The 26,014-nt window shown below is 41.3% G+C and carries 23 protein-coding genes; 22 read left to right on the top strand and 1 reads right to left on the bottom strand.

Annotated elements, in window-relative coordinates; all coding sequences use genetic code 11:
- The first annotated feature begins 24 nt into the window (after positions 1 to 24).
- The 20 genes from metE (at position 25) to spoIIQ (ending at position 22,283) form a co-directional block, all read left to right on the top strand.
- Entirely contained in the window at positions 25 to 2,319 is a 2,295-nt protein-coding gene (gene metE, locus IEW82_RS01870) for a 5-methyltetrahydropteroyltriglutamate--homocysteine S-methyltransferase (protein WP_188688279.1), read from the top strand.
- Positions 2,320 to 2,427: 108 nt separating this feature from the next.
- Positions 2,428 to 3,552: a methionine biosynthesis PLP-dependent protein gene (locus IEW82_RS01865; protein ID WP_188688276.1), complete on the top strand. Its 1,125-nt coding sequence runs from the start codon at positions 2,428 to 2,430 to the stop codon at positions 3,550 to 3,552.
- 32 nt (positions 3,553 to 3,584) lie between these two features.
- Positions 3,585 to 5,432 carry a bifunctional homocysteine S-methyltransferase/methylenetetrahydrofolate reductase gene (locus IEW82_RS01860; protein ID WP_188688274.1) on the top strand — a complete coding sequence of 616 codons (1,848 nt, stop codon included), beginning with the start codon at positions 3,585 to 3,587 and terminating at the stop codon, positions 5,430 to 5,432.
- Positions 5,433 to 6,143: 711 nt separating this feature from the next.
- Positions 6,144 to 7,388 (top strand): serine hydroxymethyltransferase, encoded by a 1,245-nt coding sequence (glyA, locus tag IEW82_RS01855; protein WP_188688273.1) that lies wholly within the window; start codon positions 6,144 to 6,146, stop codon positions 7,386 to 7,388.
- A 379-nt stretch (positions 7,389 to 7,767) separates the two neighbouring features.
- Positions 7,768 to 8,397, top strand: coding sequence for a uracil phosphoribosyltransferase (gene upp, locus IEW82_RS01850; protein ID WP_188688271.1), 630 nt, complete (start codon positions 7,768 to 7,770; stop codon positions 8,395 to 8,397).
- A 483-nt stretch (positions 8,398 to 8,880) separates the two neighbouring features.
- Positions 8,881 to 9,099 carry an AtpZ/AtpI family protein gene (locus tag IEW82_RS01845; RefSeq protein WP_229672188.1) on the top strand — a complete coding sequence of 73 codons (219 nt, stop codon included), beginning with the start codon at positions 8,881 to 8,883 and terminating at the stop codon, positions 9,097 to 9,099.
- 5 nt (positions 9,100 to 9,104) lie between these two features.
- Entirely contained in the window at positions 9,105 to 9,536 is a 432-nt protein-coding gene (locus tag IEW82_RS01840) for an ATP synthase subunit I (protein WP_188688269.1), read from the top strand.
- Positions 9,514 to 10,260, top strand: a complete 747-nt coding sequence (atpB, locus tag IEW82_RS01835) for a F0F1 ATP synthase subunit A (RefSeq protein ID WP_188688267.1) — start codon at positions 9,514 to 9,516, stop codon at positions 10,258 to 10,260. The genes IEW82_RS01840 and atpB overlap by 23 nt, the downstream gene beginning before the upstream one ends.
- A gap of 41 nt (positions 10,261 to 10,301) precedes the next feature.
- Positions 10,302 to 10,529 carry a F0F1 ATP synthase subunit C gene (atpE, locus tag IEW82_RS01830; RefSeq protein WP_188688265.1) on the top strand — a complete coding sequence of 76 codons (228 nt, stop codon included), beginning with the start codon at positions 10,302 to 10,304 and terminating at the stop codon, positions 10,527 to 10,529.
- 134 nt (positions 10,530 to 10,663) lie between these two features.
- On the top strand, positions 10,664 to 11,152 hold the full coding sequence (atpF, locus tag IEW82_RS01825) for a F0F1 ATP synthase subunit B (RefSeq protein ID WP_188688263.1): 489 nt from the start codon (positions 10,664 to 10,666) through the stop codon (positions 11,150 to 11,152).
- Positions 11,149 to 11,688 carry a F0F1 ATP synthase subunit delta gene (locus IEW82_RS01820; protein WP_188688261.1) on the top strand — a complete coding sequence of 180 codons (540 nt, stop codon included), beginning with the start codon at positions 11,149 to 11,151 and terminating at the stop codon, positions 11,686 to 11,688. The genes atpF and IEW82_RS01820 overlap by 4 nt, the downstream gene beginning before the upstream one ends.
- A 13-nt stretch (positions 11,689 to 11,701) precedes the next feature.
- Complete coding sequence (gene atpA, locus IEW82_RS01815) at positions 11,702 to 13,210, top strand: F0F1 ATP synthase subunit alpha (RefSeq protein ID WP_188688259.1); 1,509 nt, start codon at positions 11,702 to 11,704, stop codon at positions 13,208 to 13,210.
- A 176-nt stretch (positions 13,211 to 13,386) separates the two neighbouring features.
- On the top strand, positions 13,387 to 14,247 hold the full coding sequence (gene atpG, locus IEW82_RS01810; protein ID WP_188688257.1) for an ATP synthase F1 subunit gamma: 861 nt from the start codon (positions 13,387 to 13,389) through the stop codon (positions 14,245 to 14,247).
- A 33-nt stretch (positions 14,248 to 14,280) separates the two neighbouring features.
- Positions 14,281 to 15,699, top strand: a complete 1,419-nt coding sequence (gene atpD, locus IEW82_RS01805; protein WP_188688255.1) for a F0F1 ATP synthase subunit beta — start codon at positions 14,281 to 14,283, stop codon at positions 15,697 to 15,699.
- 48 nt (positions 15,700 to 15,747) lie between these two features.
- Complete coding sequence (locus tag IEW82_RS01800) at positions 15,748 to 16,152, top strand: F0F1 ATP synthase subunit epsilon (protein ID WP_188688253.1); 405 nt, start codon at positions 15,748 to 15,750, stop codon at positions 16,150 to 16,152.
- Positions 16,153 to 17,138: 986 nt separating this feature from the next.
- On the top strand, positions 17,139 to 17,372 hold the full coding sequence (locus IEW82_RS01795; protein ID WP_229672187.1) for a DUF1146 family protein: 234 nt from the start codon (positions 17,139 to 17,141) through the stop codon (positions 17,370 to 17,372).
- Positions 17,373 to 17,471: 99 nt separating this feature from the next.
- Positions 17,472 to 18,233: a YwmB family TATA-box binding protein gene (locus IEW82_RS01790; RefSeq protein ID WP_188688248.1), complete on the top strand. Its 762-nt coding sequence runs from the start codon at positions 17,472 to 17,474 to the stop codon at positions 18,231 to 18,233.
- Positions 18,234 to 18,316: 83 nt separating this feature from the next.
- Positions 18,317 to 19,651 carry a UDP-N-acetylglucosamine 1-carboxyvinyltransferase gene (murA, locus tag IEW82_RS01785; protein WP_188688245.1) on the top strand — a complete coding sequence of 445 codons (1,335 nt, stop codon included), beginning with the start codon at positions 18,317 to 18,319 and terminating at the stop codon, positions 19,649 to 19,651.
- Between the two features lie 502 nt (positions 19,652 to 20,153).
- Positions 20,154 to 21,176 carry a stage II sporulation protein D gene (gene spoIID, locus IEW82_RS01780; RefSeq protein WP_188688243.1) on the top strand — a complete coding sequence of 341 codons (1,023 nt, stop codon included), beginning with the start codon at positions 20,154 to 20,156 and terminating at the stop codon, positions 21,174 to 21,176.
- A gap of 207 nt (positions 21,177 to 21,383) precedes the next feature.
- Positions 21,384 to 22,283 carry a stage II sporulation protein SpoIIQ gene (spoIIQ, locus tag IEW82_RS01775; RefSeq protein WP_188688241.1) on the top strand — a complete coding sequence of 300 codons (900 nt, stop codon included), beginning with the start codon at positions 21,384 to 21,386 and terminating at the stop codon, positions 22,281 to 22,283.
- A gap of 361 nt (positions 22,284 to 22,644) precedes the next feature.
- Here spoIIQ and IEW82_RS01770 read toward each other — a convergent pair whose 3' ends face one another.
- A complete protein-coding gene (locus tag IEW82_RS01770) occupies positions 22,645 to 23,646 on the bottom strand; it encodes a DUF3231 family protein (RefSeq protein WP_188688240.1) in 1,002 nt (333 codons plus the stop codon).
- A gap of 380 nt (positions 23,647 to 24,026) precedes the next feature.
- Between IEW82_RS01770 and IEW82_RS01765 the strand changes: the two genes are divergently transcribed.
- Positions 24,027 to 24,476, top strand: coding sequence for an Lrp/AsnC family transcriptional regulator (locus IEW82_RS01765; protein ID WP_188688236.1), 450 nt, complete (start codon positions 24,027 to 24,029; stop codon positions 24,474 to 24,476).
- Between the two features lie 593 nt (positions 24,477 to 25,069).
- The gene (nikB, locus tag IEW82_RS01760; protein ID WP_373285685.1) at positions 25,070 to 26,002 is read left to right on the top strand and encodes a nickel ABC transporter permease; all 933 of its coding nucleotides are present in this window, start codon (positions 25,070 to 25,072) and stop codon (positions 26,000 to 26,002) included.
- The last annotated feature ends 12 nt before the right edge of the window (positions 26,003 to 26,014 follow it).

Here is a 26,014-nt window from a genome sequence, read left to right as displayed (position 1 = left end):
AGATATTAAGGGAGGAAAAGGTGTATGGGGTTGGTAAAAAGCTCGAATTTAGGCTACCCAAGAATTGGGGAAAAACGTGAATGGAAAAAGCTCTTGGAAAGCTATTGGGCAGGGAAGGTGGACGAGGCAATCTTTCATAGTGAAATGAAGCGGCTTCGTCTGCACTTCTTAGAAAAACAGAAAAGGCAGGGTCTCGATTGGATACCTGTTGGCGACTTTTCACTTTATGATCATGTATTGGATACGGCCTTTATGTTCGGCCTGATTCCAGAACGCTTTCAGTTGGATGTCGGTGATTCCATTCTGGATACTTATTTTGCGATTGCCAGAGGCAGTCAAGATGCTGTGGCAAGTGAGATGACAAAATGGTTTAACACAAATTATCACTATATTGTTCCAGAACTACAGGGACTATCACCGCAATTAAAACGCAATCGTCCTCTTGATTATTATCGGGAGGCTAAAAATGAACTGGGCATTCAAGGAAAACCAGTTCTATTGGGTCCGATCACCTTCTTAAAGCTATCCAAGGGCTATGATGAGGATGAATTAGACACCTGGCTAGATCGATTAGGACCGCTTTATGCTCAAGTGTTAAATGAACTGGAAAGTGAAGGGGTTCAATGGGTACAAATTGATGAGCCAATTCTTGTGCAACCACTGGATGAGAAAGACTTCGATCGTTTTTATAGAGTCTATGATGCGCTTAATGAGGCAACGCCTAAGCTGAACATTTTATTGCAAACGTATTTTGAAGCTGTTGAAGATTATGAAAAGGTTGTTCAGCTTCCAGTACAAGGAATTGGGCTTGACTTTGTCCATGATCAGGGCATAAATCTAGCAGCGGTTTCGAAGCAAGGCTTCCCGAAAGATAAAGTACTTGCTGCAGGTGTGATTGACGGCAGAAATATTTGGCGTGCTAATTTGCAAGAAAAGCTAGAGCTCATTCATACATTGACTCAGGTTGTAGCGCTTGATCGTCTCGTCATCCAACCGTCTTCGAGTCTTTTACATGTACCGGTAACAGTAAAGAATGAAGAAGCATTGGAGCCTTTGTTAAAGAACGCATTGAGCTATGCTGATGAAAAGCTTGAAGAGGTCGTTCTATTAACTGAGACGCTTAATGAGGGAACATCAGAGCTTAAGAAGCGTATTCAGGAAAGTGTGTCAGCCGTGACGGCTTTAAATCAATCGTCTGCTCGGAATAATCATGAGGTACAACAAGAGATTGATAACTTAGGGGAGGCGCTTCCTACCCGTCCGGCAGCTTACCAAGAAAGACGGGTGCTTCAAGCTAAACGCTTCAATCTCCCCCTTTTACCGACTACAACCATCGGTAGTCTTCCTCAGACCCCTGAAGTAAGACAGGCGCGCCAAAAATGGCGGCGGAGGGAATGGAGTGATGAAGCCTATGAACAATTTGTAAAGGACGAAATCAAACGTTGGGTGAAAATTCAGGAAGAGATCGGGCTAGATGTCCTTGTGCATGGAGAATTCGAACGCAATGATATGGTCGAATATTTCGGAGAAAAATTGATTGGATATACAACGGCCAAGCACGCATGGGTCCAATCCTATGGATCGCGCTGCGTCAAGCCTCCTATTGTTTATGGAGATGTCAGTCTTGATCAACCAATGACAGTTAAGGAAAGTGTCTATACACAATCGCTAACAGATAGGCCTGTTAAAGGCATGTTAACTGGTCCGGTAACGATTTTGAATTGGTCGTTTGTTCGTGATGATATTCCGCGATCAGCAGTACAAAATCAAATTGCCTTAGCACTTAGGAAAGAGATTGAGGCCCTTGAGGCGAATGGCATTGCCATGATTCAAGTGGATGAACCGGCCTTAAGAGAGGGGCTCCCTCTTAAGCCAGAGAAGTGGCAGGATTATCTGGATAAAGCAGTATATGCTTTTAGACTCGCGACTGCAACGGTCGAAAATGAGACGCAGATTCATACACACATGTGCTACGCAGAATTCCAAGATATCTTAGAATCCATTTCACAACTTGATGCGGATGTCATTTCGATCGAAGCGGCTCGAAGCCATGGGGAGCTTGTCAATGTTTTTGAAGAGCAGGTCTACGATAAAGAGATCGGCTTAGGTGTATATGATATCCATAGTCCTCGAGTGCCTGGACAGGAAGAAATGGCAATGATTGTTGATCGTGCCCTTGAGGTATTGGCACCAGAGCAGTTTTGGATCAATCCAGATTGTGGATTAAAAACCCGTAAAGAAGCCGAAGTGATTCCGGCCCTTGAAGCCATGGTTGAAGCAGCAAAACAACTGCGTGAGAAATATAGTGTGAAACAATAGCTATAGCCGTGAGAACACTGCTCTATTTCAGCTTTAATGCATTTGAAAGATAGGCGACGCTGACAAATGAAAAAGATAAAAAGAATAGAATTAATGGAGTGATATGACATGACTGACATCAAACTTGAGACGTTATTAGCACAAATTGGGAATCAAAGGGATCATGCAACAGGAGCAATTAGTCCGCCTATTCATCTTTCAACTGCTTACCGTCATGAGGGATTGGGGCGCTCAACAGGCTATGACTATACACGGACAGGAAATCCAACCCGCGATGCGTTAGAAGAAGCCATCGCGGCATTAGAATCTGGAAAGAAGGGATTTGCCTTTAGCTCAGGAATGGCTGCAGTCCAAGCGGTATTCTCACTTTTTTCTTCAGGAGATGAGGTTCTGACATCGAGTGATTTGTATGGTGGCACGTATCGCCTTTTAGAAATGGCTACCGCTCATGGCCACTTTAGTTTTCGCTCAACAGAATCTGATGAAATTGAAGCGTTCCGAGCAGCCCTTCGTCCAGCAACCAAGGCTATTTTTATAGAAACTCCTTCAAATCCTTTAATGAAAAAGATTGATATAGAGGCATTAGTACAGCTGACAAAAGAAAGAGAATTGCTGCTAATCGTGGATAATACTTTTTATACCCCAATCATTCAACAGCCGTTGACGTTAGGTGCAGACATTGTTCTGCACAGTGCGACCAAATATTTAGGTGGGCACAATGATGTGCTTGCGGGGCTACTTGTCACCAATCGAGAAGACATTGCAGAAAAGCTTGGTCTGTATCAAAATGCAGCAGGCGCGGTTTTAGCCCCTTTTGACTGTTGGCTCTTGATGAGAGGTATGAAGACATTGGCTTTGAGAATGCGTCAGCATGAAAGCAATGCTCAAGCACTCACCGCCTTTTTGTCAGCGCATGAGGCAGTGTCTGAAGTGCTTTATCCTGGACGAGGGGGCATGATTTCATTTCGGGTAAAGGATGAAAAGCAAGTTGCACCACTACTTGAAAATCTTCATGTCGTGACCTTTGCTGAAAGCCTTGGTGGCGTTGAAAGCTTTATTACCTATCCGGCTACACAAACCCATGCAGAAATTCCCGAGGAGATTCGCATCCAAAAGGGTGTGTGCAATCGATTATTGCGTCTATCCGTTGGCATTGAAAATAGCGAGGACTTGATCCGAGATCTTGATCGCGCTTTAAAGCTAACGTTAGAAAAGCAAGAGGTACAGCACTAATAATAGTGATTTAAAGGAAGGGAGGGGAGAAGTTGGGATTACTAGAGGAGTTAAATAGAAGAGTTCTTGTTGCTGATGGGGCGATGGGAACCTTACTCTATCACATTGGTATTGACCGCTGTTTTGAGGAGTTAAACCGGTCCCAGCCTGAACAGGTTTTAGGTGTGCATCAAGCTTATATTGAAGCTGGAGCCGAGGTTATACAAACGAATACCTATGCTGCCAATGTGCATAAGTTGGCCCGTTATAATTTACAAGATGAGCTTGTCAGCATCAATCGCGCTGGTGTTGAGCTTGCCAGGCAAGCAGCGAAGGATCAGGCCTATGTATTAGGTACTATAGGTGGTGTTTATGGTGTCAATAAGGATGTGGTCACCCTTGAGGAGATCACCTTGGGTGTGGAAAAACAGCTCGGTGCCCTTTTGGAGTCTGGGATAGACGGGGTGTTATTAGAAACGTATTATAACCTTGAGGAATTAAAGGAGACACTTGCCTTAGTGCGACGCACGACTGCTTTGCCAATCATCGCACAAGTTTCTTTGCATGATATCGGCTTTCTGCAAGATGGGACTCCACTCGTTGAAGCGTTTAGTCAATTGCAGGAGCTTGGTGCAGATGTTGTGGGGTTGAATTGTCATTTTGGTCCCTTTCATATGATTCAATCCTTAAAAAATGTTCCTTTACCAGAACGAGCTTTTTTATCTGCTTATCCAAATGCAGGGTTGCCGGAATATAATGACGGGCGTTTCATTTATCAATCTGAGCCTTCGTATTTTGAGAAGAGTGCTCACGAATTGAGAAGTGAGGGTGTAAGATTAATTGGAGGCTGTTGCGGAACAACACCTGCACATATTCAGGCCATGGTACAGGGATTAAAAGGAGAGGTCCCTGTTACCGATAAAAGAGTCACACGTTCTGCCCACGTGGAAGCTCTTCACATCGTTGAAAGGTCAGACTTTCATGAACAGCCTTTTCACCAATTGGCAAAGGAAAAGCCTTCGATTATTGTGGAGCTTGATCCTCCAAGGCATTTGGATACCGGCCGCTTTTTTGAAGGTGTTCAGGCTCTAGAAGCTGCTGGAATTGATGCGTTAACAATGGCGGATAATTCGTTAGCTAGCCCGCGCATCGCGAATATGTCATTAGCCAGCATTATCAAGGATCGCTATAATGTCCGCCCGCTTGTTCATGTGGCTTGCCGTGATCGCAACCTCATCGGACTACAATCACATCTATTGGGACTATCAGCCTTAGGCATTCATCAGCTCTTAGCCATTACGGGTGATCCAACAAAAATAGGGGATTTTCCAGGTGCGACATCAGTGTATGACTACTCCTCCTTTGATCTTATAAGCCTGTGTAAGCAGTTTAATCAAGGGAGATCAGCGACAGGGGCATCCCTAGGCATGCGGACGAATTTTTCAGTGGGTGCTGCATTTAATCCTAATGTTCACCACTTAGAGAAGGCAGTGCGACGAATGGAGAAGAAGATTGCTGCTGGAGCAGACTACTTCATGACTCAGCCGGTTTTTGATCAATCTCAGATCGAGAGGATCTACAAGGCAACAAAACATCTTAAAACCCCTATCTATATTGGCATTATGCCATTGGTAAGTGCGCAAAATGCTGAATTTCTTCATCATGAAGTGCCTGGTATTCGTTTAACTGAGCCGATTTTAGATCGTATGGGGCAATATGCAAAGGATAAAAAAGCAGCGTGTAAAGAAGGCTTAGCCATTGCCAAGTCCCTACTAGATACAGCACTCAATTATTTCAGTGGTGTTTATATCATGACGCCCTTCATGCGTTATGACTTATCTGTCGAGCTGGTAGACTATGTTCATCAAGTAATGGGAGCCGATTTAAGGTCGCGATCTTAACGTTTGCACATTTGGTAATAGATGAAAACGGGCGTGGGGAGCTTCTCAAAAGTCTAGGAACATCTATATGCCTCTTTGCACTCAGGATTGTCGATTTCCCACTTCCTGCAGGCAGAATTCGCGTTGTGCACCTGTGACTCAGTGGCGATGAGCCATACACTGTGCTTGAAAATGGTCTCGAATCTAAGCACTTTTTCTACTTCAATCCATTTGATTTGTGAAGGTGTATTGGCGGGAGTTTCCCAATCGCGCTCTGAAGGTAACAAAAGAAAGGGACGGGGGAACAAAAGCCAAGACCATTTTAACAAAGGGTTGCTGCCAGAAGCGGCTATGCGTATTTAACCTCTAAACTCAATAGACCGGCCGCTTTTGAACTGCACCCCAATTGTTAGAGACCTAATAATTGGAGGTACAGTTTTCTTCATGTCGAATAAGCTGTTGAGAAATGTCTTTTTAAGAAATAGGAAGGACATACGTTTTTTCGTATTAAAACGAGTGATTATGCCGAAAAGCGTCTGATTATCGCCTGAAGGCTTTGTATGCCTTTATTTTAGAGGGATAAAATAACAAAAGTTGACGCTAATTTCCTAGGAAATAAATAAACTTTAAAATAGATAGAGAGAATTTGTCGCGAATTGTCCAAGAAATGTGTCAAATATGATTTTGATTATGATATGATGTGGTTAGATTTGAAAAGAAAGGGTGCAAAGGATGTCAAGCATTAAGGAACAAGATCTAAAAGTATATGAGGCTATTACTGATGAACTCAATAGACAACGAGATAAGATTGAGTTAATAGCTTCTGAGAACTTTGTGAGTGAAGCTGTTCTTGAAGCAGCTGGATCAGTATTAACGAATAAATATGCTGAGGGCTATCCAGGCCGCCGCTATTATGGTGGGTGTGAACATGTTGATGTCGTAGAAGCGTTAGCTATTGAGCGCGCAAAAGAGCTTTTCGGCGCAGAGCATGCAAACGTACAACCACATTCTGGTGCTCAGGCCAACATGGGTGTATATTTTTCAATTCTTGAACCTGGCGATACTGTTTTAGGCATGAACCTTTCTCATGGTGGTCACTTGACTCATGGTAGCCCTGTTAACTTCAGTGGGAAGCTTTATAATTTTGTCGAATATGGCGTAGATAAAGAGACGCATCGTATTGATTATGAAGATGTGTTAGCGAAGGCCAAAGAGCATCAACCTAAATTGCTTGTGGCTGGAGCCAGCGCCTATCCAAGAGAAATTGACTTTAAAAAGTTTCGTGAGATTGCTGATGCAGTCGGTGCTTATTTAATGGTGGATATGGCACATATTGCTGGTCTCGTTGCGACAGGGCATCATCCTAATCCTGTTCCTTATGCTCACTTTGTCACGACGACCACGCATAAAACATTGCGTGGACCAAGAGGTGGAATGATTCTTTGTAAAGAGGAATTTGCTAAAAAGATTGATAAGACGATTTTCCCTGGCATTCAAGGTGGACCGCTTATGCATATTATTGCTGCCAAGGCAGTTGCTTTAGGTGAGGCATTGCAGCCTTCTTTTAAAGCTTATTCAGAACAAATCATTGCCAATGCCAGAGCCTTTGCTTCTGCTCTTCAAGAAGCTGGTCTACGGCTGGTCTCTGGTGGAACGGATAATCATCTTGTTTTACTTGATGTTCGTAATCTATCTCTAACAGGCAAAGTGGCTGAACATGCACTTGATAATGTCGGAATTACAACAAATAAGAATACGATTCCTTATGATCCTGAAAAGCCGTTTGTTACAAGCGGGGTACGAATGGGAACAGCCGCTGTTACAACCCGTGGATTTGGTGAAGAAGAGATGAAGGAATTAGCAGGAATCATTGCTTCTGTATTAAAAAATGTTGATGATGCGGCGGTAGCTGAAGAGGCTAGAGAACGCGTGAGTAAGCTTACTCAGGCCTTTCCACTTTATCCAAATAACAATTAAAGCTTATACTGAATGCTTTCAAGAGGGTGTCCCAAAAGCCAAATGGCTCTTGGGACACCCTCTCTTTATTAAACTACATAAGTGCTGGTGTAAAAAGGGGGCCGTTCGCTTATCTCGAGCTCATCACTATTAATTAACGGTGTTCAGGCTTTGGCTTCCGCTATCCTGAGGGTGCATATGGTACAACTTTAGTGTGTGCGCGCGTGAGCACAAACATCAGGCTGTGCTTAGTGAAGCGGTGAAGTATAAGGCAAGTTTTCTAATGAAACAAGATTATATTAGAATTTATAGCGAAAATGTTGCAATTTGCAAATAAAGTTGAATTCATGTCTTTTTTTATGTAAAATTTGTCGAAGAGGTTTAAGAAGGGGAGGATAACATGGGAGCAGTCAAAGTATTGGACCACCCGTTAATTCAACACAAGCTAACGTACATAAGAGATCATCAAACAGGAACAAAAGCGTTTCGTGAATTGGTGGATGAAGTGGCGACGTTAATGGCTTTTGAGATTACACGTGACCTTCCTTTAGAAGAGATTACGGTACAAACTCCGGTTGCTGAGGCAAAGACCTATCAGATTTCAGGGAAGAAGCTTGGGATCGTCCCCATTCTTCGCGCGGGTCTTGGTATGGTGGATGGCATACTTAAGCTTATTCCAGCCGCTAAAGTGGGACACATCGGGCTTTATCGTGATCCGAATACATTAGAGCCGGTAGAATATTATTCCAAAATGCCTTCTGACATAAATGAACGGGAGCTAATTGTTGTCGATCCAATGCTGGCGACAGGGGGGTCAGCATCTGCGGCTTTGTCTATGATCAAAGACAAAGGAGCAGTGAACATCAAGTTGATGTGTTTAATTGCCGCTCCGGAAGGCGTCAAACGCATTCAGGAGGATCACCCTGACATCGACATTTATTTAGCTGCTTTGGACCAGAAACTGAGCGATAAAGGCTACATTATTCCTGGTTTGGGTGATGCAGGTGATCGTTTGTTTGGCACTAAATAAGTGCAATAGTCTGAAAAGAGGGGAGAGCATCATCGGTCCTCTTTTCAGATGTTTTTAGAATTAAATAACAGATATACAAAAAAATACAATGCCCTGTGTTATTAAATTAACATGTTGGGAAAAACATTAATAAAAAATTTTTTAGACGTTCAATAAAACGTCATAATTTCAGTCCCCACTTATATCAAAATTTAAGTAGAATGAAAGAGAAACCACATATAACTTTTTATCTATTGATCATCCATAATATTTGTCGTTGACAAGCTAAGTGTCGCTTGATACGATGTCAGAGAAAAAGGGTTTTCATAAATGTGCACACTGAACGATATTACTGAAAAGCCTGAATTTTATCCACAATTCAACCTAGTGTCTTTTTTGGTAGATTCCTCTTAATTATTTGCTTTTGCGTTTCACTTTTTTGGTCATAATGAATGGTATTACATCCCGATTTCGCTTAGGGATTTTTTATGAAAGGGTGTTCATGTGAAAAAGAACACAGATAATCCTTGGCAAATGGTGGGTATTGTCGGTACCTTGGGTCTGGAAATACTTGTATGTATTGTCGGTGGAGTATTTTTAGGACGTTATTTGGATGATCAATTTCATACACAACCGATTTGGTTAGCAATTGGGATCTTAGGTGGCTTATTAATCGGTCTAATCGGTGCGCTGTTCACATTGAAAACTTTTATAAAGGAATGACCTTGATGGAAAATGAATGGGCGGACTTGAAATGGATGCGCCGCTTAATCATCATCCTTTCAAGCGGTTTTTTAACCATCCTTATACTTCTCTGGTTACTTACTCCAGCTAAATCCTTTATCGCCGGATTGCTATTAGGTGGGCTTATCAGCTTCTATAACCTATTATACTTAGCGCGACGCATTAGGATGGCCGGTCTAGTGGCGATAACTGGTAGGCCGGGTTTACGGGGTACAGGGATGTTTAACCGCATATTGATGGTTGCTTTTGCGGTTATACTTGCTGTTCGTTTCCCGGAAGCGATCGATTATCGATCACTGATATTAGGTTTGCTTTTAAATTTTGTCCTCTTAATCATTGTTGCTGTGTTATTTGCGAGAAAAGAGGCAGCTATGAAGGAAGGGAGGGATGGCCTTGGAAATAACTCCAAAGATTAAGTTTTTAGGTTTGACATTTGATCTTACAGTAATGATCGGAACCCTTGTCACTGCAATTCTCGTTCTCCTTATCGTCTTATTAGCAAGCCGTGGTCGGAATATGCGACCAAAAGGAGCGCAAAACTTTTTTGAGATGGTAATCGAGTTCATACAAGGTATCACGAATATGATGCTTGATTCCAAGAGAGCGGTGAAGTATCTCGGGTTTGCTGTCACAATTTTTCTCTTCGTCTTTATCGCCAACGAACTCGGTGTAATTGTCATGATTACATCTAATGTCACAGGTCCAATTCCTTCTCTTGGTTTAACGAAGGAGGCCTTGGATTCAGCCGAGGGCGCTGTCAGTTGGTTTAAGTCACCAACTTCAGACATCAACGTTACTGTAGCGATGGCCTTTGCTATTTTCATTTACTCACATTTCATGGGTATTAAGAAAAGTGCCAAAGGATATCTCGGACACTATGTTCAGCCATATGCCTGGATGCTGCCTTTACATCTCATCGACGAATTGGCAAAACCAGTCACGCACGCTGCCCGGCTATGGGCTAACATTTTTGCCGGTGAAGTTCTTATTATCATCTTAGCCGAGGGGACAAAGTATCTCACATTTATACCTCTCATGGCATGGATTGGATTTTCACTCTTCGTTGGTGCGATCCAAGCTTACATTTTTACAGTTTTAGCGATGGTCTACATTTCTCAGAAAATCGCAGATGAACACTAATTATCAAATGAGTTATTTAACTTTAAGGAGGATTTTTTAATATGGATTTGAATGTACTTGCAGGTGCGATTATGATCGCTTTCGGCGCGTTAGCCGCTGGTATTGGTAACGGAATTTTATTTAGCCGCTATTTGGAAGGTATCGCACGTCAACCAGAAGCACGAGGTACGCTCTTTGGACAAGGTATGATTACTCTCGGTCTTGTTGAGGCCCTTCCAATTATCTCAATTGCCTTCGGTCTCTTGGTTCTATTTGACATTATTGGTTAATATATGGCGGGAGACGCTCCCGCCTTTGTTTCGAGATTCTGTCTTAATTTAGTGTATGCGAAGCTCCTGCTGTTTTTTCATAAGACATTTAGGGGTATCTACACTTTTCTACGATTGAAGGGAGTGACTGAAGAGTGCTTGAATTCCATATAGGTGACATTATATTTCAAATTGTTGTTGTTCTTATATTAATGTTGATTGTCTCCAGATTTGCTGTTAAGCCAGTTGTGGGGATGATGCGTGATAGACAAGAACGGATTGACGCACAGATTAAGGCAGCAGAGGACAGCCAAAAAGAAGCTGAGGCAATCCTTGCAAAACAACAAGAAGAATTGAAAAAAGTGCGTGAGCAAGCGCAACAAATGATGGAAACAGAACGTAAACGAGCGGAATCGGAAGGACAAACGATTCTCAATCAAGCCAAGGCGCGCGCTGATCGTATCGTCGAAGAAGCAAAAGAAGAAATTAATAATGAAAAAGAAAAGGCAGTCGCTTCATTGCGAGATGAAGTGGCTCAGCTTTCTATGCTGTTAGCCTCTAAAGTATTAGAACGCGAAGTTAGTGAAGAAGACCATAAACAAGAAATCGATGCGTTTGTTAAACAGATAGGTGACCGTCTATGAGTGAAATCGTAGCAAAACGTTATGCAGGTGCCTTGTTCGAAGTTGCCAAAGAACGTGGCACTATTGATGCTGTTGAGAAACAATTGGCTCTTGTTAATCAGGTCGTCACTGATAATGAGGATCTCAGAAAAATGCTTTATATCCCGCGAATTAGTCGTGAGAACAAAAAGCAAGTGATGGAAGAGATTTTTAAAGATGAAGTCAACAATGAAGTGCTCAATTTGTTAAAGGTGCTTATTGATCAGCGCAGAGAATCTATTTTAAATGATTTACAAACAGCATATGTTGACATTGCGAATGAATATAGGGGCATTGTCGATGTTTTTGTCACATCAGCAAGCCCATTGGATACAGAAGAAGAAAATAAATTAATTCAAACCTTTGGAAAGCTTTACGATAAGAAGCTACGCCTTCAAGTGAACATTGATCCAGAGGTGATTGGCGGCGTATTAGTACGGATTGGCAATCGACTCTATGATGGAACATTGTCAGGTAAACTCAAGCGGTTCCGTCAAGAATTGAAAACAGGCAGATAGGGGTGATATTGACGTGAGTATTAAAGCTGAAGAAATTAGTGCGCTGATTAAACAGCAAATCGAAAATTATGATGCCGCAGTGCAGGTGACTGATGTGGGAACTGTTACTGAAGTCGGTGATGGTATCGCCCGTGTCCATGGCCTTGACAGCACGATGGCAGGCGAATTGGTTGAATTCGCTAACGGTGTAATGGGTCTAGCCCAAAACCTTGAGGAAAATAACGTCGGTATCGTCATTCTTGGACCATATAATGATATCCATGAAGGTGACGAAGTTAAGCGAACAGGACGTATCATGGAGGTACCTGTTGGTGAAGACTTACTTGGTCGTGTCGTTAACCCATTAGGTCAACCGATCGACGGTAAGGGTCCGATCAATACGTCCAAAACGCGTCCGATCGAAAGCAAGGCACCTGGTGTCATGGCGCGGAAATCCGTTCATGAGCCATTACAGACAGGCATTAAAGCGATCGATGCGATGATTCCAATCGGCCGAGGTCAGCGTGAGTTAATCATTGGTGACCGGCAAACGGGTAAAACATCCATTGCGATCGATGCGATCATTAATCAGAAGGACCAAGATGTGCTTAGCATTTATGTCGCGATTGGTCAAAAGGAATCCACCGTTGCTGGTGTTGTGGAAACATTGCGTGCCAATGGTGTGTTGGATAAAACCATCGTTGTTTCTGCCGGGGCATCTGACCCTGCACCATTATCTTATCTTGCACCATATGCTGGCGTGTCAATGGGTGAAGAGTTCATGTATAACGGTAAGCATGTCTTGATCGTTTATGATGATTTGTCCAAACAGGCTGTTGCTTATCGTGAGCTTTCCTTATTACTCCGCCGTCCTCCAGGCCGTGAAGCTTTCCCAGGGGATGTTTTCTACCTCCATTCACGTTTATTAGAAAGAGCAGCTAAGCTCAGCGATGAATTAGGCGGCGGTTCAATGACTGCTCTACCTATTATTGAAACACAAGCTGGTGATATCTCAGCTTATATTCCAACCAACGTTATTTCAATTACAGATGGACAAATTTTCCTCGAATCAGATTTGTTCTTCTCAGGTGTGCGTCCTGCTGTTAACGCTGGTTTATCTGTTTCACGTGTCGGTGGTTCAGCGCAGATCAAGGCGATGAAAAAAGTCGGCGGTTCTTTGAAGCTTGATCTTGCTTCCTTCCGTGAACTTGAAGCCTTCTCGCAATTCGGCTCTGACCTTGACAGAGCAACCCAAGCTAAGCTTAGTCGTGGACAACGCATTGTTGAGGTTTTAAAACAAGACTTACATCATCCATACCCAGTTGAAAATCAAGTAGCGATTATTTATGCGTTAAATAACGGTTTCCTTGATGATGTGGCTTTGGAGGATATTCAGCGTTTTGAAAAAGACCTTTTAGCCTACCTAAAAGAGAACAATAAAGAGATCTTAGACACAATTCGTGACCAGAAAACACTTCCTGAAAGTGATGCATTTAACGCAGCGATCACGGCGTTTAAGAAAACTTTCGTTGCATCAAATTAATACAAGTGTCGGGGGAAATCCCCGACTTCTCCATTTGCTTATCAACTAGAGCGATGATTGCTTATAGTCGGCACATATGGAGAAAAAGTTTAATCAGTTGATCAGGGCGATGCTCACTTTTGAGCAGTTGATTGTTATCAAACCTTGCACGTCCTCTAAAAAGGTGGTGAAGAGTCTTGGCGTCTTTACGCGATATTAAAGGAAAGATTAATTCAACCAAAAAAACACGTAAAATTACAAAGGCTATGCAGATGGTGTCGGCAGCAAAATTGAACCGAGCACAGATGCAGGCAACGGCGTATCATTCGTATACGGATAAATTGCGAGAAGTGGTGGGCAATATTGCCAGTGCCAACAAAGGGAGTTTGCGTCATCCCATGCTGCAAACAAGACCCGTTAAGAAAACAGGCTACCTCATTCTCACAGCGGAACGTGGGTTGGCGGGTGCCTATAATAACAACGTGATCAAACGTGTGAATCAAATGATTAAGGAACGTCATAAGTCCAGTGATGAATATACGGTTATCGTTATCGGCCGGATGGGATTTAACCATTTCCGACATCGTGATGTTACGATTGCTGCTGAAAAGCTTGGGCTTCCTGATCAGCCTTCTTTTGATGATGTCAAAGAGATTGCAAAGCTGGCAGTCGGCATGTTTGAAGATCAAGAAATCGATGAACTCTTTATGATATACAATCACTTTAAGAGTGCGATTTCTCAAGAAGTTCGTGATGTTAAGCTTTTGCCACTTGCTGATGTTGAAACATCGAGTGAAACGGCAACTTATGAATATGAGCCGGATGCGGAGGAAGTACTTGAAACACTGCTTCCCCTCTATGCTGAGGGACTTATTTATGGGGCATTACTTGATGCTAAGGCTGCTGAACATGCAGCCCGTATGACAGCGATGCAAAGCTCGACGGATAATGCGACAGAGCTTATCGATAAATATACGTTACAGTACAACCGTGCGCGTCAAGCGGCGATTACGCAAGAAATTAGTGAAATTGTTGGCGGTGCAAGTGCACTTCAATAAACTTTTGAGATAGGTATGTTAGGAGGGAAAGGCATGAGCAAGGGATTTGTAACGCAGGTTATGGGACCGGTCGTGGATGTGAAATTTAACCACGGCGAGCTACCAGAACTTAATAATGCGCTTAAAATTAATTATAAAGCTGAAAGCTCAAGTGAAGTTGATATTAAATTAACTTTAGAAGTAGCGCTCCATCTTGGCAATGATACGGTTCGTGCGATTGCGATGGACTCTACTGATGGTATCATTCGTGGCATGGAGGTTGTGGATACTGGAGCACCTATTTCTGTACCTGTTGGTCAGGCGACACTTGGTCGTGTATTTAATGTATTAGGTGAACCAATCGATTTAAAAGAGGATGTACCTGCTGATACCCGCAGGGATTCCATTCACCGTGAAGCTCCTGCCTTCGATGAATTAACAACAACAACAGAGGTTCTTGAGACAGGAATTAAAGTTATCGATTTATTAGCTCCTTATGTTAAAGGGGGTAAAATCGGACTTTTCGGTGGTGCCGGTGTTGGTAAAACCGTCCTTATCCAAGAATTGATTAATAATATCGCTCAAGAGCACGGTGGGATTTCTGTATTTGCCGGCGTTGGGGAGCGTACACGTGAAGGAAACGACCTTTATTTTGAAATGAGTGATTCGGGCGTTATTTCCAAAACGGCCATGGTCTTTGGCCAAATGAATGAACCACCAGGTGCTCGTATGCGTGTAGCTCTTTCGGGGTTAACAATGGCGGAATATTTCCGTGATGAAGAAGGTCAAGACGTGCTTCTCTTTATCGATAATATCTTCCGTTTTACACAAGCGGGTTCTGAGGTTTCAGCATTGCTTGGACGCATGCCTTCTGCCGTCGGTTATCAGCCAACCTTGGCAACTGAGATGGGTAAGCTTCAAGAGCGGATTACCTCAACGAAAAAAGGTTCGGTTACATCGATTCAAGCAGTTTATGTGCCTGCCGATGACTACACTGATCCAGCGCCAGCAACGACTTTTGCACACTTGGATGCTACAACCAACCTTGAGCGTAGTTTATCTGAAATGGGTATTTACCCAGCTGTGGATCCACTTGCATCAACATCTCGCGCCTTGGCACCTGAAATTGTTGGTGAAGAGCACTATAGTGTGGCACGGCGTGTGCAAGAAACACTACAAAAATACAGAGAGCTTCAAGATATCATTGCTATTTTAGGTATGGATGAGCTTTCTGATGAAGATAAGCTTGTCGTAGCGCGAGCACGTCGCATTCAGTTCTTCTTATCTCAAAACTTCCACGTTGCTGAACAATTTACTGGACAACCAGGTTCTTATGTTCCAGTAAAAGAAACCATTCGTGGATTTAAAGAAATCCTTGAAGGCAAGTACGATGATCTTCCTGAAGATGCCTTCCGCCTTGTCGGACGTATTGAAGAAGTCATCGAAAACGCAAAGAAAATGGAGCAAAACTAAGGGATATCCCTTAGCTTTGCTAGCCGTGCGCCCAAGGAGGTTTTGCAGGTGAATACCATTAACACGAGTATTGTGACACCGAACGGCACTGTTTATGAGGGTGACGTTCATATGATTAGTGTGCATGCGACAGCCGGCGATATGGGAATACTGCCAAATCATATTCCAGTCGTAGCACCACTTAAAATCAGTGCGGTTAAGCTCAAGCATGAAGGCACTGAAGAATATGTAGCGGTGAGCGGTGGTTTTATTGAAGTTCGTAGAGGTAGCACCGTTACCATTATCACAGAAGCAGCTGAGAAAAAGGAAGACATTGATGTTGAGCGTGCTCAAAGAGCAAAAGAAGCCGCTCAAGAGAAACTTTCAGGGCTCAATGAAAAAACGGCTGCCTATGCTGAAGCTGAAAAAGAGCTGCAACGTGCTGAAAACCGTTTACAAGTCGCATCACTTTAAAAAAGTAGCACAAACCCTGGTTTGTGCTACTTTTTTGTGCTATTAGCATTTACAACTTCGCTGACGTTCCTCAAAGGATGATAGGATAAGTCGGGCTTTGACGATCGTCACCTGAGGCTTGACGACATCCTTAATGGATGATCTGAAAAATCACATCAGGGGTTCATCGAAGCAGTGGAGCCAAGTTTTCTAATATCAGCTTGGTTTGATCTGGAGAACGTTATGATGCGTGGTACATCATCATAATACAAGTTATCCGCTTTTAATGAGGAGAATTGTAAATGGCATTTTATATTTTTTTATTTAGAATAGCCTCAGTGTGACCTTGTTTGAACAATGTAATAAAAAGACAAGCAGTATTAATAAAACAAGAGGTTTATTGAAAGCTTCTTCGCGCTTTGTAACAAATTCTTCACAAGCACCTAATATAACTCCTCAGAATAGTGAATAGAATTGTTTTCAAGCTAATGTTTTTGTCATTTATGTGAAATATTGAAACACAATTGTAATATTAAACGGTTTTTTTCCTAAAAATGTCTTTCAAAATCGAATAAATTATTGTATTATGTTAAAATGTAAAGAGTTTATTTAAATGAAGTTTTTTTTCGCCATAATTAGGAAAACAAGACTTGAGCTTTATTTTCTAAGACGCTTGCTTTTTGCGTTTTAATGATTGATCAAAAGAAAACGACTGAAAGAGCTTGTGTTAAATCTATGCAGGACTTAAAGTCAAACAAGCGTTTTAAAAATGAAATGGCTGCTTACACAATAATGGCAAATGGTGTCGTTTTTTGGAGAGACCGCTGCCGTTCATTACAGGTGGGAAGCTGTGTTCATCGGAAGGGTACAATACGTATATTTCACTTTGAATTCAGGATTTCATGCAGTCTTTTCAGTAAACCAACACTTTAAGTAAGTGACATTGTGAGTTAAATCCGTGGGTTATTATGCAAAAACTGACGGATTTAGGGAAAGGACGTCCTATTTTGTTGAATTTTGGTGTTCAAGCGATGGTGTATTTAATTGTACATATTTGTGCTTTACTTTTGACATGGTGGGCAATTCAAAGCTTGAATCTCGAATTTTTGTTCAAAAATCCAAAAGGTGCAAGAGCTAAAACATTATTGATCCTATTGAGCATAGCGATCAGTTATCTTGTTGCTGACTTTTTCCTTGATTATTTGAACCAGTCATTATACTTACCACAGATCTATAAATAATGTATGAACTTGTCATTTTAACACAAAATTGATCAAAGAATTTCATGTATGATGCTTTTCTCCTTGGCAACACTGTAAATAAGGAGAGGAGCAATCATTATGAAGAGATCGTTAACCCCAAAAGTCTTGATTTTTGTTTTCTTATTTACTTTATTTATAGGTGCTGCTTATGCTCAGGCAAAGGTGTCCGGATATGCGCAAGAAATGAACAAACTTCCTGCTTTAATCAGTGCTTTACAAACTGAAAAGGTGACGGTTAAAGCTTGGTCTGTATATGCCCGTGAAAATTCTAAAACAGTCAGTAATCTTTCTTCATACTTTAAGGAAGTACGTACTTTGGAGAATCACAACGAGGATATACAGTGGACACCTATTGCTGGCAATAAAAATGAGCAGTTAAAAGCAACTGGAACTCGAATAAACAAAGATTATCAAGAGACAATCAGTTACTTCGCCTACCCACATAAAGATGGATACAGAACGTATCTAATATATGAAGTCAACGGAAAATCATGGAATGAAAAAAAATGGGGAGCGATTAAGGGTAAGATTAATGATCAATTAAGCGGTTTATTCCAGAGCAAAAATGGGAAAATCTTCACATGGGCATCTGGTGAAATCGATGGTACAATGGACGTTGGCATGAATCAAAAAGCAAAGCAGTTTTTAACAGATTTAAATGCAACTGAAATTGAGAAAGATAAAGATAAAACGTTTGTATCCCTTTCCGCATATAATAAGTACTGGAAGGACTTGATTCAAACGAACGGGAATAAAATGAATCTTCAAATTGGACTAAGAAAAACAGGTGGGAAGACAACTGTTACATTAGGCACACCCATTATCACTGCTGAATACTAATAAATTGAGGGTTGGGCTGTTGTCATGTTCCTCACTTTCCGGAATAAAACTGAATAACGAAATTGGACGCGGAGGGGAATACGTTGGAAAAAATCATTGTTCAAGGGGGCAAGCGTTTGAACGGTACCGTTAAAGTCGACGGAGCGAAAAACGCAGTGCTTCCTGTTATCGCTGCATCGATTTTAGCAACTAAAGGCATTAGCAAAATATATAACGTTCCTGCATTGGCAGATGTGTATACGATAAATGAGGTACTCAAATATTTAAATGCAGATGTTGAATTTAATGAGGATTGTGTGACGGTCAATGCAACTTCACAATTGACCACAGAAGCACCCTTTGAATACGTTCGTAAGATGAGGGCATCTGTTCTTGTCATGGGTGCATTGCTCGCTCGAGAAGGTCATGCACGTATCGCGATGCCTGGGGGCTGTGCTATCGGATCACGCCCAATTGATCAACACCTCAAAGGGTTTGAGGCGATGGGGGCTACGGTTCATACAGGTAATGGTTATATTGAGGCTGAAATAAAAGGCAAATTGAAAGGCGCGAATATCTATTTAGACTTTCCTAGCGTGGGTGCTACTGAAAATATTATTATGGCAGCTGTATTGGCTGATGGTGAAACACAGCTTGAAAATTGTGCTCAAGAGCCAGAGATCGTTTGCCTCGCCGAATATTTAAATGCAATGGGAGCAAAGATTAAAGGCGCGGGTACCAGTACAATTAAAATTGTTGGAGTTAAACAGCTCAAGGGTGCAGTCCATGAGATTATTCCTGACCGCATCGAAGCGGGAACATATATGATTGCTGCTGCGATTACAGGTGGAAATGTGCTTGTTGAGGACGCTATTGCTGAACACCTTCGGCCATTAATTGCAAAAATGACCGAGATGGGCATTCATATTGAAGAAGAGCTTGATGGCATCCGCGTTATTGGACCCGATATTATTCGCCCTACAGATATCAAGACCATGCCTCATCCAGGTTTTCCAACAGATTTGCAATCACAAATGATGGCTTTGCTGTTAAAAGCAAAAGGTACGGGTATGATTACTGAGACCGTTTTTGAAAATCGATTTATGCACGTTGAAGAATTTAGACGAATGAATGCGAATATTAAAATTGAAGGTCGCTCAGCTATTATCAATGGGCCTTCACAATTGCAAGGGGCAGAAGTGGCAGCAACGGATTTGCGGGCAGGTGCCGCATTAATCCTAGCTGGTCTAGTTGCTGATGGAACAACACGTGTCACAGAGCTCCAACATATTGACCGCGGATATGTTGATCTAACTGGTAAGTTACGCTCACTTGGTGCAAGTATTGAACGCATCGTTATTGAAGATGAGGTTGCAGAAAGCGTCACAACAGCGACATCGACAACGCCGAAATTAACAATGAAACCAAAATTCGCTTAAGAAGCCGTTATCTCGGCTTCTTTTTTTCTCAATAAAATTTCTGGTTATGAGGACGGTGCGCGATTCCGCTCCAGAGCGTTTCGCGCCTTGCGCTCCAATCCACTTGACCATGTAATGAAGTCTCATCCATATATGATGATGTCCTATACCCAGACAAGGAACGGGCACGCTTTTAAGCAGTTTTTCTTAAGTCCTTGATCTTTTAAATCAGAGGTACTGAATGAAGTTAAAGTTGCTTTTTCCTTAAAAAAATCTTTAAACAAATGTTTAATTTTAAGGAATACTTGGATGGCGTTTTCTAATACTATAAAAGGGTAGCCAATGAAGCGTAGGTTCATACATATTTTTACGACGTATTTTAAGCGTTGAGATGGTAATTTTAATTATATGCTTCTTATAAGCAAAACATGCCAAAAGACAGATCAGAACACTTCCTCTAGTTCTAAAAGCTTGTCCTTCTCCATAAGTTAATAAGGGTAAGTCCTTTTTAATGTTTGGAGGAATGGACATGAAACGACCATTAGTGATTGTACTAAGTATTTTCTTATTCATTGTACTCGTTATCCCCACCCTCATTGTTATGCCATTTTCCCATTCTTCAAAAACAGTGGTGGTCGCTGACCAGCAAAAAAAGGCGGAAGCTGCTGCTTCAGCTAAAAGTAAGGACCCAGCAGTAACGGTATCTGTATATAGAACCACAGAAAAAAAAGTGGAGGCTCCCTCCTTGAGGGATTATTTAGTGGGTGTTGTCGCTAGTGAAATGCCTGCAGAGTTTAACGAAGAGGCTTTGAAGGCCCAAGCGCTATCAGCGAGAACATTTATTGTCAAACGATTAGTCAACAAACAGAAGGCTACGGATCAAGCCGTGGTTACAGATACGCCTGATTACCAAGTGTTTAAAGACAAATCTGAGTTAAAAAAGATTTGGGGAAAGGACTATAATTGGAAGTTAAAGAAAATCGAAGAGGCCGTTGATGGAACCGCAGGGCAGATTATTACATACAATGGAACTCCAATTACAGCTTCGTTTTTTTCAACGAGTAATGGGTATACGGAAAATGCTGAGGACTACTGGGAGAATACCATTCCATATCTTAAAAGTGTTAAAAGTCCATGGGATGTGGATTCTCCAAAGTATAAGGATACAATTAAGTTGCCTGTGGCGACAGTGGAGAAGAAGCTTCAGATTAAATTACCGACAACCAATGGCGATGTTGGTTCCAATATCAAGCGGACGCCAGGGCACAGAATTGCTTCAATTAAGATAGGCAATAAAACTTGGACGGGTCGAGAAATAAGAGAAAAGCTTAATCTTCGTTCATCAGACTTTACAATGGTTCGTAATGGGCAAACACTTTCCATTACAACAAAGGGATACGGTCATGGCGTTGGCATGAGCCAATACGGGGCCAACGGAATGGCTAACGCTGGGAAAAATTATCAGGATATTGTGAAATACTACTATAAAGGTGTTAAAATCACCAATGCAGATGACATGCTCAACAAAATGCTCGTAAAGAAATAGGTGATGAAAAAGGTTCACGGGTCATGCGTGGACCTTTTAATATTTTAAGGAGGAGAGTCAATTAACTTTAAAAACTTTAAAAAGCACATTGGAGATGATCTTTATGTATAAAAGTTGAGCATTTGTCGAAAAATAATAAACATTTTTTTTGAATAAAGGTATATAACCTTGGAAATCTGATCAGAATGGTTTCTGAGGTGATAACACATGAAAGATCAAAAAAACACTCCGCAAGAAGAATCTCAAAATAACAAATTGCGGAAAATCACGAAAAAGCGTTGGTTTTATCCGGCTCTCTATCTCGTCGTCGTCGCGTTGATTGTGTCAGCTGTCCTTTGGACTCAAAGAGATGGCGGAACACCGAGTGCTGATAAACATAAAGAGAATGACAATCAATTTGCACTCAATCAAAACAAAGATGATTCAGTTCCTGTTAATGGTATGAAGGAAGTCTTTAAATGGCCTGTAGCAGACAAGAATGCAACGGAAGTGGTCATGCCTTTCTATGATGTTAATGCCAGCCCAGAGGAACAACAAAAAGCCCTAGTAACGTACAATAATACAACAACCCAAAACACAGGCATTTGTATTGCCGCTAAAGATGGTAAGACTTTTGATGTACAAGCATCCATGAGTGGGAAAGTTGTTAAGGCTGAAAAAGATCCTGTTCTAGGAAATGTCGTTGTTCTTCAACATGACAATGGTGTAGAAACCATGTATGAAAGTCTGGATGAAATGAAGGTAGAAAAAGGGGAACAAGTTTCTCAAGGTCAGGTCCTCGGAACAGCTGGAAAAGATCTTTATAATAAAGAAGCAGGCATTCATGTCCACTTTGAAATCCGTAAAAATGATAAGCCTGTCAATCCGGTTTCCTATTTTCAAAAGGGACTTGCTAGTCTTGATAAAGTAAAAAGCAATACGTCGTCAGCAGAAGTCACAAATGGACAGCCTTCCGCTAATGATCAAGGGACTGAACAACAACAGGATAATAAAGACAACAAAGATAACAGCATGAATAATGACAAGAGCAACAGTAATAGTAAAACATCCACAGATCAATCTGGGGACAATGCAACGCAAGACGAGAATTCAGACGCCAATAGTTAGACTGGAGTCATTTTTTGAAAACCATGAACCATCGATAGGTCAGATCGGTGGTTTTTTGGTATTCATTAAAGAATACCAAACGACAGCAGGTTTTCGATCAACTGTCGAATAAGAACCTAGAGTAGGATTTTTTAGGGAAGTGTCATTTTGGCTGACTCCAGTCATACCATGACGCTGGTGTTATTTCAGTTCTTCATCGTATTAATTCTACAAAGCACAAAAGAATTCCTGCAAAAATTAAAAAATTTTTTAAAAAAATAAAAAACACTGTAATTCATCATTACAGTGCCTTCTATCCAGTTATCTGCTAACAAAAAAGGTGGGTAATAGAAGAATACCCCATTTGTTTTTTTGTTAAACCTCATTGCGATAATTTTTCTCGATCAACAGTCATAGGTGGCTTCTCCATCCAACTATTTTTAATCATGATCTTAGCACCATCCGAAGCGTATTGAGCCAGTTCAGCCGTTAAACGGACATAGTTAAGGCTGAGATCCCTCCGATGGCAAAGAGACAAGGAGATGCCGTAATCCGCAATGCATGATTGCATAAGTATGCCAACCTGGGTCATTATAAGTCGGTCCGAATAAGTATATCCAGTTGATGTGGTGGCTCCGAAATCCCAAGATCGAGGTGCGCTCAGTTCACTTTCTTTCAAAAAGCCTGAAAATACTTCTATATGTTTCTCAGAGATGCTTTTCCCTTTTAATAAAAATTTAGCCACCTCTTTGCTTTCGGCAACCTGACTAAAACCAGTAAGAAGAATATCAATGTTATTATGTGAGAGTAAGTTTACGAAAAGATTGGCGACTTCTGCATCGGATAAAGGGCGCCGTTCCCCCCACCAGCCTGCTAAAAAATGACTATCATTAATCCATTCGTTCTTCTTAGGATAGGGGGTATTTGGACAGCGAATTTCAATACCGCTTTCAAGAAGAAGGTCAGTGGCCTGATTAAACAGTTGAGCGGTTGTATTAACAGCTTTGCTGCAATATGTTCTGATATCTTGGCGGCTTGAGCCACTGAGAAAGGCGCTGTAGGTAGCAAGTCCTGTTTTCGTCATATTTTTCAAATAACATAGGTAAAATTCATCGCTAAACAGCTGCGGAGCATCTAGATTACATTCTGAATCATTATAGCCAAAAGGAATGGGAATGTGCTCCTTTTGAAATAGACTTGTGATCACATCTAAATGGTCTTGAGACAATGTTAAAGCATGCTTTAAGAGGGCTTTAATTTTAGGATTTGAACAGGTTTTATGAAAGTGTTTAATAAAAACCATTGCCATACTATCAGTCAAATAATTTGTCCAAAGTCCGTTGACTTCCGCAGCCGTCAAATGCACATTTGAATGATCTGTCAACACTAACACCTCATTAAAAAATCTTTCTATCAACTAGGATGTTTTTATTGAAGAAAAACATGCATTGTTTAATAAAAAATTGTTGATTTAAATGAAGAAACCTATAATGTTGCATACATTTTAGTATATAATGGAAGAAGATAAAAAGGGAAAATGGCAGTGGATTGGTTTATGTTTTATTATCGCAACATTCCTAATAGTACGGCCTTGTTTATAATGGTTTACTTCTTTTCCTGTCATGACGGACTCTTGGGAATCGAAATAGGAAGACAGCGACTATAAAGCATGAAACCATTTGATTGCCAATCGTGATGCGCAATTTGGGGGAGAGCAACGCGTCAACATAAAATCCACATGTGGCATTCAGAAGGAGGTTATTGATGAAATTAGATGAAACAGATCGCAAAATTTTGCAGTGCTTAACAGAGGATGGCCGTGTGTCATATGCGGATATTGGTAAAAGATTAAATTTATCACGGGTGTCAATCCGTGAGCGTGTTAATCAAATGATGAACAAAGGAATTATTGAAAAGTTTAGCGTCGTCATCAATTCAGAGGCAATAGGCAAGCATGTCTCTGCATTCTTTGAGGTCGATTGCGAACCAAGCGCTTTGGTTGAAGTCGCAGAAGCTTTAGCCAATCATCCTAACGTTGCAAGCTGCTATCAAATGACAGGGCCAAGCACTCTTCACATGCATGTATTGGTAGAGGACTTTATAGCACTTGAAAAGTTTATAAATGAAGAAATTTATAAACTGGAAGGCATTACACGTGTAGAAAGTCATATTTTATTAAGACGTTTTAAAAGCAGGAATGGACTTAAATTATAGTTATGTCAATTGAAGAAAAATGATTCTGAACGGCCTGATGGACAACACATTAGGCTGTTTTTTTAATTCTAAAGTTTTTGGTCACGAGGACGGTGCACGTTTCCGCTTCAAAGCTTTCGCTTTCCACATGCCCACACGATGTGGGGAGGTCGGCGTTCGACGCACCATCGAGGTCCCCGAAAAGTGTTCTTTACTTTTTTGGGGGGGCTTGAGGTGCTAGCTTCGGTGTTATCACATGGATGTGACGTTTTTAGCCGATCGTCCTTAGTGGCCTCAGCTCATTTTGAAATGGATGATTGGGTTCCCAAAGTATTTATGAATAAAAATCCTCTGCTCCTGCGTCTATTCGTACCGCTCTGAAATATATTTACTAAATATATTTAATAATACACTAAATATATAATATTATATTTTTTTAGAAAATTTATTGACTTCAATAATTAATAGTCTTATAATTCATAATTATAATTTACGAATGTAATAAAAAAACAGAAAATGATTTACAAAGTAATCGCCCGAAGTGTGGAAATGCTTACATTGGTAATCTGAACGTAAGTAAGGGGAAACTAAGGGAGGTGAGGGTATTGGTAACAATGATCATTAAACGTTTAATTCAGCTGATCTTTTTACTTATTGGTATCACATTTATTGTTTTCATGGCCATGCATATTGCTCCAGGTGATCCAGCATCGATTATTGGCGGGCCAACAGCTACTCAATCAGATATTCTTGCGATTCATCACAGGTTAGGATTAGATAAACCCATTATTATACAATATCTCGATTATTTAAATGGGATCCTTCATGGAGACTTAGGATTTTCATTTCAAACCAATCGCTCTGTTGCTCAAGAGATTTGGACGCGTCTTCCCAATACTATTGATTTAGCAATAGCCAGTATGATTGTAGCTATTATTATTGGTGTACCGGCAGGCATTATATCTGCTTTAAAGCAGAATTCATGGCTGGATTTTTCGAGTACAACGCTCTCTCTGGCAGGTATTTCTATTCCAAACTTTTGGTTAGGAGCCCTCTTGATATTAGTCTTTGCTGTTAACCTGCAATGGTTACCAGTTGGAGGCTTAGATACACCTTTTTGGACATTCAAGGGGTTCAAGGAAATTCTGCTCCCTGCCATTACACTAGGAACAGGCTCTGCAGCAATGATTGCGAGGATGAGCCGGTCTTCGATGCTAGAAATTATACGTGCAGATTTTGTTAGAACCGCAAGAGCAAAAGGGGTTAAGGAACACATGGTCATTTGGGTGCATTGTCTAAGAAATGCACTGATTCCGGTAGTCACAGTCATTGGATTGAATTTTGGCGGTCTACTAGGTGGAACGATCATAACAGAGCAGGTGTTTGCTATTAATGGTGTAGGCAGATTAATGGTTGAATCTATTGCCTCACGCGATTTTCCAATGGTGCAAGGAGGCGTTCTATTAATCGCATTTATTTTCGTCATAGTGAATCTGGTCGTAGATATTGTTTATGCACTGATTGATCCACGCATTAGTTACCAGTAAATGGAGAGGAGG

It is taken from the genome of Pullulanibacillus camelliae, from assembly GCF_014642655.1.
Taxonomy (GTDB): Bacteria; Bacillota; Bacilli; order Bacillales; family Sporolactobacillaceae; genus Pullulanibacillus; species Pullulanibacillus camelliae.
The sequence above is the reverse complement of the archived record's forward strand: the minus strand, read 5'-3'. Positions and strand labels throughout refer to the sequence as shown.

Bases quoted from the DNA above. Each gene is read 5' to 3' on its own strand.
- metE (WP_188688279.1), top strand. From the start codon at position 25: ATGGGGTTGGTAAAAAGCTCGAATTTAGGCTACCCAAGAATTGGGGAA.
- IEW82_RS01865 (WP_188688276.1), top strand. From the start codon at position 2,428: ATGACTGACATCAAACTTGAGACGTTATTAGCACAAATTGGGAATCAA.
- glyA (WP_188688273.1), top strand. From the start codon at position 6,144: ATGTCAAGCATTAAGGAACAAGATCTAAAAGTATATGAGGCTATTACT.
- upp (WP_188688271.1), top strand. From the start codon at position 7,768: ATGGGAGCAGTCAAAGTATTGGACCACCCGTTAATTCAACACAAGCTA.
- IEW82_RS01840 (WP_188688269.1), top strand. From the start codon at position 9,105: ATGGAAAATGAATGGGCGGACTTGAAATGGATGCGCCGCTTAATCATC.
- atpE (WP_188688265.1), top strand. From the start codon at position 10,302: ATGGATTTGAATGTACTTGCAGGTGCGATTATGATCGCTTTCGGCGCG.
- IEW82_RS01820 (WP_188688261.1), top strand. From the start codon at position 11,149: ATGAGTGAAATCGTAGCAAAACGTTATGCAGGTGCCTTGTTCGAAGTT.
- atpD (WP_188688255.1), top strand. From the start codon at position 14,281: ATGAGCAAGGGATTTGTAACGCAGGTTATGGGACCGGTCGTGGATGTG.
- IEW82_RS01790 (WP_188688248.1), top strand. From the start codon at position 17,472: ATGAAGAGATCGTTAACCCCAAAAGTCTTGATTTTTGTTTTCTTATTT.
- spoIID (WP_188688243.1), top strand. From the start codon at position 20,154: ATGGACATGAAACGACCATTAGTGATTGTACTAAGTATTTTCTTATTC.
- spoIIQ (WP_188688241.1), top strand. From the start codon at position 21,384: ATGAAAGATCAAAAAAACACTCCGCAAGAAGAATCTCAAAATAACAAA.
- IEW82_RS01765 (WP_188688236.1), top strand. From the start codon at position 24,027: ATGAAATTAGATGAAACAGATCGCAAAATTTTGCAGTGCTTAACAGAG.
- nikB (WP_373285685.1), top strand. From the start codon at position 25,070: ATGATCATTAAACGTTTAATTCAGCTGATCTTTTTACTTATTGGTATC.